The sequence below is a fragment of the Enterobacter sp. 237C8 genome (assembly GCF_034106865.1).
Taxonomy (GTDB): Bacteria; Pseudomonadota; Gammaproteobacteria; order Enterobacterales; family Enterobacteriaceae; genus Enterobacter; species Enterobacter asburiae_B.
The window spans coordinates 1,124,920-1,138,069 of record NZ_JAWNDF010000001.1 but is presented as its reverse complement, the minus strand read 5'-3'; the positions used below and the strand labels follow the sequence as shown (position 1 = coordinate 1,138,069).

Annotated in this window: 13 protein-coding genes; 8 read left to right on the top strand and 5 right to left on the bottom strand. The window is 56.9% G+C overall.

All coding sequences use genetic code 11. From position 1 onward, the window contains the following. Positions 1 to 43 precede the first annotated feature (43 nt). The gene (locus USF70_RS05645; protein WP_033145359.1) at positions 44 to 313 is read left to right on the top strand and encodes a hypothetical protein; all 270 of its coding nucleotides are present in this window, start codon (positions 44 to 46) and stop codon (positions 311 to 313) included. A 12-nt stretch (positions 314 to 325) separates the two neighbouring features. Here USF70_RS05645 and umuC read toward each other — a convergent pair whose 3' ends face one another. Next, positions 326 to 1,588: a translesion error-prone DNA polymerase V subunit UmuC gene (umuC, locus tag USF70_RS05640; RefSeq protein ID WP_232938189.1), complete on the bottom strand. Its 1,263-nt coding sequence runs from the start codon at positions 1,586 to 1,588 to the stop codon at positions 326 to 328. Continuing rightward, complete coding sequence (umuD, locus tag USF70_RS05635; protein WP_232938190.1) at positions 1,572 to 2,006, bottom strand: translesion error-prone DNA polymerase V autoproteolytic subunit; 435 nt, start codon at positions 2,004 to 2,006, stop codon at positions 1,572 to 1,574. The genes umuC and umuD overlap by 17 nt, the downstream gene beginning before the upstream one ends. Before the next feature lie 287 nt (positions 2,007 to 2,293). Between umuD and USF70_RS05630 the strand changes: the two genes are divergently transcribed. Continuing rightward, positions 2,294 to 2,494 carry a hypothetical protein gene (locus USF70_RS05630; RefSeq protein ID WP_023311485.1) on the top strand — a complete coding sequence of 67 codons (201 nt, stop codon included), beginning with the start codon at positions 2,294 to 2,296 and terminating at the stop codon, positions 2,492 to 2,494. 45 nt (positions 2,495 to 2,539) lie between these two features. Here USF70_RS05630 and USF70_RS05625 read toward each other — a convergent pair whose 3' ends face one another. Next, positions 2,540 to 3,406, bottom strand: a complete 867-nt coding sequence (locus USF70_RS05625; RefSeq protein ID WP_232938191.1) for an aldo/keto reductase family oxidoreductase — start codon at positions 3,404 to 3,406, stop codon at positions 2,540 to 2,542. A gap of 144 nt (positions 3,407 to 3,550) precedes the next feature. Between USF70_RS05625 and tcp the strand changes: the two genes are divergently transcribed. Continuing rightward, positions 3,551 to 5,212 carry a methyl-accepting chemotaxis citrate transducer gene (tcp, locus tag USF70_RS05620; protein ID WP_069302722.1) on the top strand — a complete coding sequence of 554 codons (1,662 nt, stop codon included), beginning with the start codon at positions 3,551 to 3,553 and terminating at the stop codon, positions 5,210 to 5,212. Between the two features lie 27 nt (positions 5,213 to 5,239). On the opposite strand, the gene smrA is transcribed toward tcp, so the two are convergent. Together smrA and USF70_RS05610 are read right to left on the bottom strand one after the other, a co-directional pair. Beyond that, a complete protein-coding gene (smrA, locus tag USF70_RS05615; RefSeq protein ID WP_094935359.1) occupies positions 5,240 to 5,803 on the bottom strand; it encodes a DNA endonuclease SmrA in 564 nt (187 codons plus the stop codon). 356 nt (positions 5,804 to 6,159) lie between these two features. Next, complete coding sequence (locus USF70_RS05610; RefSeq protein WP_069302720.1) at positions 6,160 to 7,071, bottom strand: LysR family transcriptional regulator; 912 nt, start codon at positions 7,069 to 7,071, stop codon at positions 6,160 to 6,162. Positions 7,072 to 7,246: 175 nt separating this feature from the next. Between USF70_RS05610 and USF70_RS05605 the strand changes: the two genes are divergently transcribed. The 5 genes from USF70_RS05605 (at position 7,247) to fnr (ending at position 13,032) form a co-directional block, all read left to right on the top strand. Further along, positions 7,247 to 8,557 (top strand): M20 family metallo-hydrolase, encoded by a 1,311-nt coding sequence (locus USF70_RS05605; protein WP_094935360.1) that lies wholly within the window; start codon positions 7,247 to 7,249, stop codon positions 8,555 to 8,557. Further along, positions 8,557 to 10,002 carry a M20 family metallopeptidase gene (locus USF70_RS05600; RefSeq protein WP_045888968.1) on the top strand — a complete coding sequence of 482 codons (1,446 nt, stop codon included), beginning with the start codon at positions 8,557 to 8,559 and terminating at the stop codon, positions 10,000 to 10,002. The genes USF70_RS05605 and USF70_RS05600 overlap by 1 nt, the downstream gene beginning before the upstream one ends. 41 nt (positions 10,003 to 10,043) lie before the next feature. Continuing rightward, positions 10,044 to 11,570 (top strand): p-aminobenzoyl-glutamate transporter, encoded by a 1,527-nt coding sequence (gene abgT, locus USF70_RS05595; RefSeq protein WP_029740288.1) that lies wholly within the window; start codon positions 10,044 to 10,046, stop codon positions 11,568 to 11,570. 10 nt (positions 11,571 to 11,580) lie between these two features. Next, a complete protein-coding gene (gene ogt / locus USF70_RS05590) occupies positions 11,581 to 12,096 on the top strand; it encodes a methylated-DNA--[protein]-cysteine S-methyltransferase (RefSeq protein ID WP_063440044.1) in 516 nt (171 codons plus the stop codon). A 183-nt stretch (positions 12,097 to 12,279) separates the two neighbouring features. Continuing rightward, positions 12,280 to 13,032 (top strand): fumarate/nitrate reduction transcriptional regulator Fnr, encoded by a 753-nt coding sequence (gene fnr, locus USF70_RS05585; protein ID WP_006174991.1) that lies wholly within the window; start codon positions 12,280 to 12,282, stop codon positions 13,030 to 13,032. Positions 13,033 to 13,150: the final 118 nt, after the last annotated feature.

The following is a 13,150-nucleotide window of genomic DNA, read 5'->3' as shown; positions in this document are numbered from 1 at the left end:
GAATAGAGTGTTTTTACCGTATCCTCCTCTTTCTGGAGCACTTATGCCGGATTACCGTTTTTTCCAAAAAGGCCCGAACCTCATTGCGATCGAGAGCGCAAACACCGATGCGGCCGCTCAGCTCATCGCTCAGGGGTTTGAAAAACAGTTTGAGGAGATTGGCGCCGCGGATGAAAAAGAGGCGCTTACCCGCCTTGCCGATATCCGTAAAAATAACGAGATCGATCGCCATAACTTCCTGGCCGGAGCGGGCCAAATGCCGTGGATTGGCGTGCTGACGGCTGCGGCAACCTGGTTGACGCAAAAGAAATAACGCAACCATCTTCTACTTCGCCACCGGCAAATCGGCGTACCGCGTCGTATAGGCCGGTGACAGCATCTCACGCTTCATCGCCCAGGATTTCTCAATACCCTGCCCGGCAAACCATATCTTCCCTTTGCCGGAATGATTCAGGCTGTCGATCGTTTCCATCAGCGCCGCGCTGTTGGCGCGCAGGCGATTATCGTCAAACAAGTTAAGCTGGGCGACGCCGCTGCTGAAAAAGTCCGCAAGCATGACCCCGGCTTTCATATAGCGATAGCCGTCGAGCCATATACGCCCCAGCGCCTCCGTGGCGGCGCGGATGATATCCCGTGAGTCATTGGTAGGCGTCATCAGGGTGACGGAAGCCTGATTGCCGTAATAAATTTCGTTATCCGCGTGCGGGCTGGTGCGCACAAACACGCTGATAAAACAACAGTATTGATGCTCGCCGCGCAGTTTTTCCGCAGCGCGTTCCGCGTAGGCGCAAATGGCCTGGTGCATCTCTTCATATTGGGTAATACGGTGTCCAAACGAACGGCTACAGATGATTTGCTGCTTGGTGGGGGTGAACTCCTCCAGATCAAGACAGGGCTCACCGCGCAGCTCGCGGGCCGTCCGCTCCAGTACCACGTTGAAATGTTTGCGGATGACCCAGGACGACGCTTCCGCCAGCTCCAGCGCCGTGGTAATGCCCATAGCGTTGAGCTTTTTCGTGATGCGCCGCCCTACGCCCCACACCTCCTCTACCGGAACCTTTTCCAGCAGCTTACGCTGCCGCTCGCGGCCTGAGAGATCGACCACGCCGCCCGTGCTGGCCCAGCGTTTCGCCGCATAGTTGGCCAGCTTTGCAAGGGTTTTGGTCGGGGCAATACCGACGCCAACGGTTAGGCCCGTATTTTTAAAGACCTCTGTGCGCATCTGGTGACCGAACGCTTCCAGCGACAGGCAGTGGCTGACCCCTGAAACGTTCACGAACGCTTCATCGATGGAGTAAATCTCTATTGCCGGGGCGAGATCGGTCAGCGTCTGCATGACCCGACTGCTGAGATCGGCATACAGCGCATAGTTCGAGCTAAAGACGTAAACTTTTGACGGATATGGCTTTTCTTTGAATTTAAAATACGGCTCACCCATTTTTATGCCGAACTGCTTTGCCTCCCGCGACAGCGAAATAATGCAGCCGTCGTTATTGGACACCACCACGATGGGTTTCCCCTGCAGATCGGGGCGGAATACCCGCTCGCAGGAGGCGTAAAAGCTATTCACATCAACCAGCGCGAACATGTTTATGCGTTTTGAGCGTGTGGGTGACGACGCCGAAGATCTGCAGCTCCTCTTCGGACTGAAAGGTAATCGGCTGATAGCGGGCATTATGCGGCAGAAGTCTCAGAACCGGACGGGTCTGTAGCTCTTTCACCGTAAACTCACCGGCGACCGACGCCACGACGATATCACCGTGTTCGGCATTTAACGAACGATCGACCACCAGCAGATCGCCATCGCCGATCCCCGCCCCAATCATGGAGTCTCCGCTCACCTTGATAAAATAGGTCGCACTGGGGTGTCTGACTGCCAGCCGGTTAAGATCGAGACGATCCTCCACATAATCCTGCGCCGGGCTGGGAAAACCACAGGCCACGCGTTCTAAAAAAAAAGGTAATTCAATGTCTTGTTTTGGGTGATAAGAAAAGAGAGTGTCCATAATGCCTTTCTCGCCAGATACTGTATATAAATACAGTATTACGGATTATGAACAAGGATCAAGGTCATTTCCAAAGGCGAACCCAAACGCGTTGAAGTTTGAGCGGTTTTAATTTAGCAACGTTGCCCGCCGTTAACAGGCCTGACAGCAGAAGTCATATAAAAGTCATCTGGTTTATGACTTATAAAAAATAACATCACTATGCAATAACTACACAGTGACTTTTAAGTCAGATAAAAGCATATTTTACCGAACGAATTAACAAGACTTACTGGAGAATATTTTCAATGCCAGCCCGTGACTATCCAGACAAGCGTGTTGCACGCGGTCTGGCAAAGGAGGCCGATCTCAGGATGTTGAGCGCCCGCATCGATCCCGATCTGATGGAGTACATCAGAACCACCGCCTTTGAGACGCGTAAGAGCAAGCAGGAGATTGTGGCGGAAGCGTTAGCGCTGCACAGGCAGAAAAGTCAGACAGGAGCCTAAGCGCGCAAAGCCGGAAGCATCCTTCAGGCTTTGCGCGTGTCACTTTTAATCCCTCAGCGAATTCAGCGTTTCCAGTGCTTCAGGCGGCAAACGCAGCTCCCCCGCCGCGAGGTTTTGCCGCAGATGTGCCACGGAAGAGGTGCCAGGAATCAGCAGAATATTCGGGGAACGTTGCAGCAGCCATGCCAGCGCAACCTGCATTGGCGTGGCGCCCAGTGAATCCGCGACGGCCTTCAGCCCGGAAGATTGCAGTGGCGTAAAGCCTCCCAATGGGAAGAACGGTACATACGCGATCCTCTGCTGCGCCAGCAGATCCACCAGCGCGTCGTCACCCCGGTTCACAATGTTGTACATGTTCTGCACGCACACCACCGGAACCATTTTCTGGGCTTCCGCAACCTGGGTGGCCGTGACGTTGCTCAGGCCAATATGACGCACCAGACCCTGCTGCTGTAATTCGGCCAGGGTGGAGAGCGGTTCAGCAATTGACCCTTCCGCCGGCCCGTGCGCGCTAAACATGATTCTGAGATTCACCACGTCCAGCACGTCCAGCTGCAGATTACGCAGGTTGTCATGCACCGCCTGGGTCAGTTCCTGCGCGGAAAAGGCCGGCAGCCAGGCACCTTTGTCGTTGCGACGGGCGCCAATCTTGGTGACGAGCGTTAGATCGTCCCGATAAGGGTGAAGCGCCTCGCGGATCAGCTGGTTAGTGACATGAGGACCATAAAAATCACTGGTATCAATGTGGTTCACCCCCGCCGCCACCGCTTCGCGCAGCACGTCCAGCGCGGCCTGCTTATCCTTCGGTGGACCAAAGACGCCCGGCCCGGCGAGCTGCATCGCACCGTAGCCCAGTCGTTTTACCGTCCGCGTCCCGAGCGCGTACGTCCCGCTTTTATCAATGCTGCTCATGTTAACCTTCCTCATAAAAATGATCCGGATTTACAACAGGTTCCTCACCGGAGCCCTTAGTTAAGCGCGAGTTAAATTAAAGTTTAAATTCTATACGACGATAGTATTGGTGTACCTCTGCATCCTTTCTAACGGACGACCGCTATGCTGAAAAATTTGCACGTGATTACCGGTATTATCTTTGCCCTCACCATATTCTGTCTGTTGCAAGTTGTCACGGGAGGGTTGTTCTACTCTGCCGTCAGCAACGATCGCCATAACTTCCAGAATTCCGGCGTGCTCAATGCCCAGCAGGAAAGCCTGAGCGACAGCGTGAACACGCTGGTGAAAACACGCGTCACCGTCACCCGCGTGGCGATCCGCTACCTGAAAAACCAGCGCGATCCGGCTTCCCTTGCGGCGATCAATAAACTGCTTGGCACCGCAGCCGACTCGCTGGCAAAAGCCGAAACCTATAACAAAGAGTGGCAGAAGCTGCCGCAGGTTAACGGCCAGGAGGCAGCATTAACCGACGAGATGCAGAAGTCCTGGAACCAGATGCACGAAGTGATGCGCCTATCGATTGAGTATCTGCGTGCCGACAACTACCAGGCCTATGGCGATCTGGACGCCCAGCAGGCGCAGGACGAGATGGAGGCGGTCTATAACCGCTGGCGTGCCGAAAACAACACCCTGCTGAAGGCCGCAACCGAAGAGAACCAGAGCAGCTTCACGCAGATGCAGTGGACGCTGGCGGCTATTCTGCTGGCCGTTATCGCGGTTCTGGTGGTCATCTGGCAGGGTTTACAACACCTGCTGTTAAAACCCCTCCACTCCATTATGAACCATATTCGCGCCATTGCAGGGGGTGACCTGACGCAGGAGATCGCTATCTCCGGTCGCAATGAGATGGGTCAGCTGGCCGCGGGCCTGCATGAGATGCAGCAGTCGCTGGTGACCACCGTCAGCGCCGTACGGGGAAGTACGGATTCCATCTACACCGGCGCAGGCGAAATTGCCGCAGGGAGCAACGATCTTTCCGCCCGCACCGAGCAGCAGGCCGCCTCGCTCGAAGAGACCGCCGCCAGCATGGAAGAGCTGACCGCGACGGTTAAGCAGAACTCCGATAACGCCCGTCAGGCCACGCTGCTGGCGAAAAACGCCTCTGAAACGGCCGCGCGCGGCGGTCACGTCGTGGATAACGTGGTTCGCACCATGAACGAAATCGCCGACAGTTCGCAGCAAATTGCGCATATTACCGGCGTGATCGACAGCATCGCGTTCCAGACCAACATTCTGGCGCTTAACGCCGCGGTGGAAGCGGCACGCGCCGGGGAACAGGGCCGTGGTTTTGCGGTTGTTGCAGGTGAAGTCCGTACGCTGGCGAGCCGCAGCGCGCAGGCGGCGAAAGAGATCAAAGGGCTTATCGAGAACTCCGTCAGCCGGGTGAATACCGGTTCTGAGCAGGTTAGCGAGGCTGGCACCACCATGAAGGAAATTGTCGCCGCCGTCACCCGCGTGACTGATATCATGGGTGAGATTTCATCAGCCTCTGACGAGCAGAGCCGCGGTATTGAGCAGGTGAGTCTGGCCGTTTCGCAGATGGACAGCGTGACGCAGCAAAACGCCGCGCTGGTACAGGAGTCCGCCACGGCGGCTGCGGCACTGGAAGATCAGTCCGAGCAGCTGCGCCAGGCGGTAGCCGCGTTTCGCCTGAACGGCAAAGAAAAAGCGGTCGCCCCGCGCCCGGCCAGTCTGAAAACGCCACAGCTGCTGCGCCCGGCAACGACAACCGCCTCCACCGACAGCAACTGGGAAACGTTCTGAGTCACCGGCGGGCGAGGAGATCGCCCGCTAGCGGCTGCGCTTGGCGTGCCGCTCCCAGTTTTCCCGTTTTGCCTCATCCGATTTTCGCAGTGAAACATAACATGCCCCGCTGCCGCCGTGATGCGGCAGCGCCGCGCAGAAGGCCTGCACTTCCTCGAACTCGGTTAACCAGCGCGCCAGATAGCTGCGCACCACGTTGGGATGCGAGTTCTGCTCGCGCCCTTTCCCGTGAATGATGATCAGATTGCGTAACCCGTCGCGTCCGGCCTGGCGAATAAAAGAATAGAGCATCTGACGGCAGCGTTCGGCGGGCTGGCGCAGGAGGTTTAAGCTGGCCTGGCGGGCATATTTCCCCGAGCGCAGCTTATCGATAACGCCCTGCTGTACCCCTTCGCGCTGGAACGCCAGCGGTTCTTCCAGGGGAAGCATGTCAAGAAAATCCAGCGTCAGGAAGTTATCCAGCTGTTCGCTATCCACCTCCTCGCGCGTCCGCGTATTGCGGCTGGGCTGCCAGTGAATATCCGCGCAGCGCTTCAGGGGCTGGACATCTTCCATGGCGTCAAGAAAAAATGATTTGTCGTCAGGGTTCATGGACATCCTCCGGCTGCATCTGAGGACTGTACTATACCTGCGCCAGGGACCGGCCTCAATCACCGTTACGGGGCAATGCGCGGCAATAATATTAACCTGATGAATATATATAGTAATTATTAAATAGATTTAAATCAGACTTAACTAAAATTTCAGCAAAGGTAAAATACGTGATTTATGTTAAAATTTCGTGAAATCAATCACTCGCCCGCCTTTCATTTTTCAGAAAAGGTGTTATACCTAAATATACCTGCCTCATGGAAATAATACCCAGGATTGGCGAAAGGACGCACTGCTGTGTGTACTATAGGGTCTGTCTGATGTCGGGCAGATCCTGTTTTTTTTTAATCTGCATTTCACGCGACGATTATTTTTCTCGCTTCCCTTCTGAACTGCGTAATTAATGACTCAGCAAGGGGCGTCTGACGTGAATCACGGCGCTGAATTAAATAATAGGTTGCTTTAGGAAGCGATTCGACAACCGGCAGCATGACCAGACGGTGTGCCAGCAGCGGGTCACAGCCTAGCTCCTGCGGCAATATGCTTAAAAAATCACTTTGCGCGACCAGGCTAATACAGGAAGAAAATGTTTCGCAAACCACACCAATTCGCGGTATTTGCGAACGATGACTAAATACCTCCTCTAATTGCTTATAATAACTTCCCCGCGGCGTCGGCATTGTCCAGTTATAATGCAGGAGCTCATTAATTGACGTTGCCCCCATTGCCGGATGCCCCTCCCGACAAAATACCGCAAACGGTTTTTCGAAGAGCTTTTCAAACGTAAATTCCTGGTCGTAAGGTCCCTGATAATAGGTGTTGATGGTGAAGTCCAGCTCGCCCTGGCGTAATTCATTGATCATCGATACCAGCTGCCCTTCCATAATCCGCACCTTGACCTGCGGATGCTGCGCATGAAAGCGGGTGATAACGGCGGGCATCAGCGTGCGTGAAACGCTGGCCCCCATCCCGATGTTGATCTGCCCGGCCAGCTCACCCTGCCGCTGACGGATGTCATCCTGCGCCGCGCGCAGCTCTTCCAGAATCAACCTGGCGCGCTGGTAAAAACCCTCACCGCATTCGGTCAACGCGACGCCCTTACTCCTGCGCACGAAAAGCTGCGCCGCCATGCCCTCCTCCAGCTCTTTGATGGATTTGGTCAGCGCCGGCTGGGAAAGATTCAGCGTCCTGCTGGCACCGCGAATACTGCCCTGACGCGCAACCTCAACAAACGCCCGGATTTGATGAAATTTAATCTGGAATGTCATAGCCCGACCGATAACCGTTGTTTATCAGAGTAAAGAAACTGTCATCTACTTTAATGGAAAGGGATGTGCGAGGGTAATTCCTGAACGGTTAAAACTGTGAAAAATCGGTTAGTGATAAGTAAAATCTATCACAGCGTGAAGCAGTTCACATATTTTAATGATGACAGGAACAGATATGGACACACTGGCGCAGTACATCCAGACACTATCCCCGCAGCTGAGCGCATGGCGTCGCGATTTTCACCATTTCGCGGAATCCGGCTGGGTAGAGTTTCGAACGGCCGCGAAAGTCGCGGAAATCCTCGACTCGCTGGGCTACGAACTGGCGATGGGCCGCGACGTCGTCGATGCCGAAAGCCGGATGGGGCTGCCCGATGCCGCTACCCTGGCGCAAGAGTTTGCCCGCGCGCGGGCGCAGGGCGCGCCTGAGAAATGGCTGGCGCCGTTTGAAGGCGGGTTTACCGGCATTGTGGCGACCCTCAATACCGGCCGCCCTGGACCGACCCTGGCGTTTCGCGTCGACATGGATGCCCTTGACTTAAGCGAAGCGCTGGATGAAAGCCATCGCCCGTTCCGCGACGGGTTTGCCTCCTGCAACGCGGGCATGATGCACGCCTGCGCGCACGACGGCCACACCGCTATTGGTCTAGGGCTGGCGCAGGTGCTTAAGCAGAATGACGCACAGCTCAACGGCACCATCAAGCTGATCTTCCAGCCAGCCGAAGAAGGCACCCGCGGGGCGCGCGCCATGGTTGCCGCCGGGGCGCTGGACGACGTGGACTATTTTACGGCCATCCATATTGGTACCGGCGTCCCTGCCGGAACGGTGATTTGCGGCAGCGATAACTTTATGGCCACCACCAAGTTCGACGTGAACTTTACCGGCGTTGCCGCACACGCGGGCGGTAAGCCGGAGGACGGACGTAACGCCCTGCTCGCCGCCGCGCAGGCCGCCCTCGCCCTGCACAGCATCGCCCCGCACAGCGACGGCGCCTCCCGGGTGAACGTCGGGGTGATGCAGGCGGGCAGCGGACGCAACGTGGTGCCCGCGAATGCTCTGATAAAGGTTGAAACCCGCGGTGAAAGCGAAGCGATTAATCAGTACGTCTTTGAGCGCGCGCAGGCGGTCATTACCGGCGCAGCGGCGCTCTACGGCGTGCGCGCTGAGATGCGCCTGATGGGTGCCGCGACGTCCAGCGCGCCGACACCGGCGTGGGTTGATTACCTGCGCGAACAGGCGAGCCAGGTTTCCGGGGTTATTCACGCCATCGACAAGGTGAAAGCGCCAGCGGGTTCCGAAGACGCCACGCTGATGATGGCCCGCGTGCAGGAGAACGGCGGCATGGCGTCCTATATGGTGTTCGGCACGGATTTGAGCGCCGGACATCACAACGAAAAATTCGACTTCGATGAGCAGGTCATGGCGATTGCCATTGAAACGCTGGCGCGAACTGCGCTCAATTTCCCGTGGACGCGAGGTGTGTAATGCAGGAGAACTACGCTTTTATTGCCGATGCGATCGACACGCGATGTCGGACGTTAACCGATATTGCCGACGCGATCTGGGATCGTCCTGAAACCCGCTTTGAAGAGTTCTGGTCCGCCGAGCGGCTGGCCAGCGAGCTTGAGGCCGAGGGCTTCACGCTGACGCGCGAGGCCGGCGGTATTCCAAATGCCTTTATCGCCAGCTTCGGCAGCGGGAAACCGGTCATCGCCCTGCTGGGCGAATACGACGCGCTGGCCGGGCTAAGCCAGCAGGCGCACTGCGCGACGGCGCAATCCGCCACGCCGGGAGCCAACGGCCACGGCTGCGGGCATAACCTCTTAGGCACCGCGGCGCTTGCGGGCGCGGTGGCGGTGAAAAGCTGGCTGGAGCAGCACGGCGGCAGCGGAACGGTGCGTTTTTATGGCTGTCCCGGCGAGGAAGGTGGCTCCGGGAAAACCTTTATGGTGCGCGAAGGCCTGTTTGATGACGTCGATGCCGCCGTCACCTGGCATCCGGAAGCCTTCGCCGGGATGTTTAACGTCAGCACGCTGGCGAATATTCAGGCCGCCTGGCGTTTTCACGGCGTGGCGGCACACGCGGCCAACTCCCCCCATCTGGGACGCAGCGCGCTTGACGCCGTGACGCTGATGACCACCGGCACCAACTTCCTCAACGAACACATCATTGAGAAAGCGCGCGTCCATTACGCCATCACCGACACCGGCGGGATTTCGCCCAACGTGGTGCAGGCGCAGGCGGAGGTGCTGTACCTGATCCGCGCCCCGGAGATGGCCGATGCGCAGCAGATCTACGAACGCATCGAAAAAATCGCCCAGGGCGCGGCGATGATGACCGAAACCACCGTCGAGTGCCGCTTTGATAAAGCCTGCTCCAGCTACCTGCCGAACCGCACGCTTGAAGCGGCGATGTATCGCGCGTTGCAGCACTACGGCACGCCGCTCTGGACGGAGGAAGAACGCGCCTTCGCCCGCGAGATCCGCGCCACCCTGACGCCCAACGATCTGCAAAACAGCCTGAAAAATATTGCCGCGACGGGCGGTGACGCGGGTAAAGCCTTTGCCCGGCGCCATCAGGAGACGCTGCTGGTGGATGAAGTCGCGCCCTATGCCATCACCGACAACGTGCTGGCGGGTTCAACCGACGTGGGCGACGTCAGCTGGAAAATGCCGGTCGCCCAGTGCTTCAGCCCCTGCTTTACCGTCGGCACGCCGCTGCACACCTGGCAACTGGTGGCGCAGGGCCGTACCTCCATTGCCCACAAAGGCATGCTGCTGGCCGGAAAAGTGATGGGGGCGACCGCACTCAATCTGCTGCAGGACGCGGCGCTGCTGAAAAAATGCCGTGAAGAGTTCGAACAACAAATACAAGAAAAACCGTACGTGTGTCCGATCCCACAGGGCGTGACACCGTCACCTTTAAAATAAAAAAACACAACACAACAACACAACACTCCCGAGGAACGCCCATGAGTATGTCATCCATACCTTCGCATTCCCCATCCGGTAAGCTCTATGGCTGGGTTGAAAGGATCGGCAATAAAGTGCCGCACCCTTTCCTGCTGTTTATCTATCTGATTGTGATTTTAATGGTCGCCACCGCCGTGCTCTCCGCCTTTGACGTGAGCGTGCGCAGCCCGGCCGACGGCAGCCTGGTGGCGGTGAAAAACCTGCTCAGCGTTGACGGGCTGCACTGGTTTTTACCCAACGTGATTAAGAACTTCAGCGGCTTCGCCCCGCTGGGCGCCATTCTGGCGCTGGTGCTGGGCGCCGGGCTGGCTGAACGCGTGGGCTTGCTGCCCGCATTAATGGTGAAGATGGCTTCTCACGTCAGCGCGCGTTACGCCAGCTATATGGTGCTGTTTATCGCCTTCTTCAGCCATATCTCCTCCGACGCCGCGCTGGTGATCATGCCGCCTATGGGGGCGCTGATTTTCCTCGCCGTCGGGCGTCATCCCGTGGCGGGCCTGCTGTCGGCGATTGCGGGCGTGGGCTGCGGATTTACCGCTAACCTGCTGATCGTCACCACTGACGTGCTGCTCTCTGGCATCAGCACGGAGGCGGCAAAGACCATTGATGCGGCCATGCACGTCAGCGTGATCGACAACTGGTACTTTATGGCAAGCTCAGTGATTGTCCTGACGATTGTCGGCGGGCTGATTACCGATAAAATCATCGAGCCGCGGCTGGGTAAATGGGAAGGCCGTAGCGATGAAAAGCTGGAAACCCTGAGCAAGGAGCAGCGCTTCGGCCTGCGCGTGGCGGGCGTTGTCTCGCTGGCCTTCATCGCGCTGGTGGCGCTGATGGTGGTGCCGGAAAACGGCATCTTGCGCGATCCGGTTAAACATACCGTCCTGCCGTCGCCGTTTATTCAGGGCATCGTGCCGCTGATTATCCTCTTCTTCTTTGTCGTTTCGCTCGCCTACGGTATCGCGACCGGTAAGATCCGCCGTCAGGGCGATCTGCCGCAGCTGATGATCGAGCCGATGAAAGAGATGGCGGGATTTATCGTGATGGTGTTCCCGCTGGCGCAGTTTGTGGCGATGTTTAACTGGAGCAACATGGGCAAGTTTATGGCCGTGGGCCTGACCGACGCGCTGGAGGCTGCCGGGCTAAGCGGCGTACCGGCGTTTGTCGGCCTGGCGCTGCTGTCATCCCTGCTGTGCATGTTTATCGCCAGCGGCTCCGCCATCTGGTCGATTCTGGCCCCGATCTTCGTACCAATGTTTATGATGCTGGGTTTTCATCCTGCGTTTGCCCAGATCCTGTTCCGCATCGCGGACTCCTCGGTGATTCCGCTGGCGCCGGTTTCGCCGTTTGTTCCGCTGTTTTTAGGCTTCCTGCAGCGCTATAAACCCGAGGCCAAACTGGGTACCTACTATTCGCTGGTTTTACCCTACCCGCTTATCTTTTTAGGGGTATGGCTGGTGATGCTGGTGGCATGGTATCTTGTCGGCCTGCCGATTGGGCCGGGGATTTACCCGAGGCTGAACTAAAGGAATGAGGATGCTGAGATTACTCGAAGATAAGATTGCGACGCCGCTCGGGCCGCTGTGGGTGATCGCGGACGAGCAGTTCTGCCTGCGCGCCGTCGAATGGGAAGAGCACAGCGACCGGATGGAAGAACTGCTCCATGTTCACTACCGCTCGCAGGGATATGAACGTATCCGCGCCACCAACCCGGGCGGGCTGAGCGACAAGCTTGCGGCCTACTTCGAAGGCGATCTCAGCATCATCGATACTCTGCCGACCGCCACGGCAGGCACGCCTTTTCAGCGCCAAGTGTGGCAGGCGCTGCGGTCCATTCCCTGCGGGCAGGTCATGCATTACGGCCAGCTCGCGGAACAGCTAGGGCGCGCAGGCGCCGCACGCGCGGTGGGTGCCGCTAACGGCTCTAACCCGGTCAGCATCGTGGTGCCGTGCCATCGCGTCATTGGCCGCAACGGCACCATGACAGGCTATGCCGGCGGCGTGCAGCGAAAAGAGTGGTTGCTGCGTCACGAAGGGTATCTCCTGCTCTAGCTCCCAGGCTTTTTGTGCTTAATTTTCTACCGGTTAGGCTAAAAATCCATAATCAAGCTGTGGAATTTCAAGAAGATGGCGACACGTTGCCGTCTCTTGTCCTTATTGAGGGTTTGTCAGGCTTACGTACTTACCAAAAAGATGTTAAAATTGACCAATATCAATTAAGGCTTGAGCAAACCTATGATCCCGGAAAAGCGAATTATACGACGCATTCAGTCTGGCGGTTGTGCTATCCATTGCCAGGATTGCAGCATCAGCCAGCTCTGTATCCCGTTTACCCTGAATGAGCATGAACTCGATCAGCTTGATAATATCATCGAGCGCAAAAAGCCTATTCAGAAAGGGCAGACGCTGTTTAAAGCGGGAGACGAACTGAAATCGCTCTATGCTATCCGTTCTGGCACCATCAAGAGCTACACCATCACCGAACAGGGTGATGAGCAGATCACCGGCTTCCATCTGGCGGGCGACCTGGTGGGCTTTGACGCCATCGGCACGGGCCATCATCCGAGCTTTGCTCAGGCACTCGAAACCTCAATGGTTTGCGAAATCCCGTTTGAAACCCTGGACGATCTGTCCGGTAAGATGCCTAACCTGCGTCAGCAGATGATGCGTCTGATGAGCGGTGAGATCAAAGGCGATCAGGACATGATTCTGCTGCTTTCTAAAAAGAACGCAGAAGAGCGCCTGGCCGCGTTTATCTACAACCTCTCCCGCCGCTTCGCCGAGCGTGGCTTCTCGCCGCGTGAATTCCGTCTGACGATGACGCGTGGCGATATCGGCAACTACCTGGGTCTGACCGTGGAAACCATCAGCCGTCTGTTGGGCCGTTTCCAGAAAAGCGGGATGCTGGCCGTTAAAGGTAAATACATCACTATCGAAAACGGTGAAGCGCTTGCCGTTCTTGCCGGGCACGCCCGCAACGTGGCGTAACTCTCCGCATGTTGATGACCAGACCATAAATTCTAGTGATTTATTGGTCTGGTATAATCACTTCTGTTTCAAGAAATTTTCACCGTAGCACGTCCCCACACAGCGCCCGAAAGGTTCT